The 1,388-nt window shown below is 64.3% G+C and carries 1 protein-coding gene; it reads left to right on the top strand.

Annotation, left to right across the window (positions count from 1 at the left end; genetic code table 11):
- Positions 1 to 324: 324 nt before the first annotated feature.
- Positions 325 to 1,359 carry a sensor domain-containing diguanylate cyclase gene (locus J0A65_RS23455; RefSeq protein WP_206596699.1) on the top strand — a complete coding sequence of 345 codons (1,035 nt, stop codon included), beginning with the start codon at positions 325 to 327 and terminating at the stop codon, positions 1,357 to 1,359.
- The last annotated feature ends 29 nt before the right edge of the window (positions 1,360 to 1,388 follow it).

The following is a 1,388-nucleotide window of genomic DNA, read 5'->3' as shown; positions in this document are numbered from 1 at the left end:
AACGCTCGCGATGCCCAGGCGCTGGATGAGGTCAGTAGTGCCATGCAGGCGCTGTCGTCCCGCTTGACCGGGTTGAGCCGGGGCTAGTCAGTCGCGTTTCGGGGCTCGGCGCCGGTCCGCAGCCCTGAAGCTCCGCCGAGTGTTCTGAAAAAAACGCGACTTGGGCAAAGACCCTCTATTCTTAGAGTGATGCCACCTTAAGGGAATGGCTCAGCAGCGGTGGGCTGTCAGCAGTGATCGTCGGCATCTAGGGAAACGCGCTTCATTCGGGCAGCTCTTTCCTGATCGACAACGGTTCTGTGGCCTCGCTATTGGTACGTCCAGATGGACCAGATCCTATCCCTCCTGTCGGAAACCGTTCCCCAGGCCCGCTCCCTGGAACAGTTGGCTCGCCCTCTGCTGGCGCTGCTCGGCCAGCTCACGGGTATGGAGTCGACCTACCTGACGACCATCAACCTTGAACAAGGCTTTCAGCGGGTCGAGATCGCCCGCAACACGGGGCCGATGGTCATCCCCGAAGGGCTCGTGGTGCCCTGGGCTGACACCCTGTGCAAGCGGGCTTTGGAGGAGAACCGCCCCTACTCGGACAACGTTTCAGAGTGCTGGGGTGATTCCGACGCCGCCCAGGCGCTGGGAATCAAGACCTACCTGAGTGCGCCCATCCGTTCCCAGGCCGGCCATGTGCTGGGTACGGTCTGCGCGGCAAGTTCGCAGCAGGTCGCCTGTTCGCCCAAGGTCGAACCGGTGCTGCGCTTGCTGTCGACGCTGCTGGGCTACTTTCTGGAGCGCGAGCTGCTGGTCGAGCAACTCCAGGCCGCCAACGCCGAGCTGGCCACGCTTGCCCTGACCGATCCTCTCACCGGCCTCGCCAATCGGCGCGCCATCCTGCGCGACCTGGAGCATCTGTATGCCCTGGCGCAGCGGGATAACAGGTACGTGCTGATCGGGGTCATCGATCTGGACGGGTTCAAGCTCATCAATGACGTCTATGGCCACCAGGCCGGCGACCACTTTCTCCGGGGCGTGGCCAACCAGCTGAAGCGCAGCCTGCGCAACAGTGACAGCGTTGGCCGCGTTGGCGGTGACGAGTTCATCGTCATCGCCCAGGGCGCATCGCCGGAAAGCGCGGCCCTGGACCAGGAGCTGAGTACCGCCGCCAGCCTGATGCAGGAGCGCCTGAGTCGCGCGACGATCGGGCGCTACCCGTTGGGCGATGGCGTGGAAGCCCTCGACTATCAGGGCGCAAGCGTCGGGGTGGCTGCCGTGATGCCCGCCGAAACCAGCGCCGAGGAAGCCATCATCCTGGCGGATGGCGAGATGTATCGCGTCAAGCAGCAACGCAAGCGTCAGCGCTCATAGGCGCGGCGCACCGAGCGACTCCTGCAGCC

The organism is Bowmanella yangjiangensis, from assembly GCF_017255015.1.
Classification (GTDB): Bacteria; Pseudomonadota; Gammaproteobacteria; order Enterobacterales; family Alteromonadaceae; genus Bowmanella; species Bowmanella yangjiangensis.
The sequence above is the reverse complement of the archived record's forward strand: the minus strand, read 5'-3'. Positions and strand labels throughout refer to the sequence as shown.

Bases quoted from the DNA above. Each gene is read 5' to 3' on its own strand.
- J0A65_RS23455 (WP_206596699.1), top strand. From the start codon at position 325: ATGGACCAGATCCTATCCCTCCTGTCGGAAACCGTTCCCCAGGCCCGC.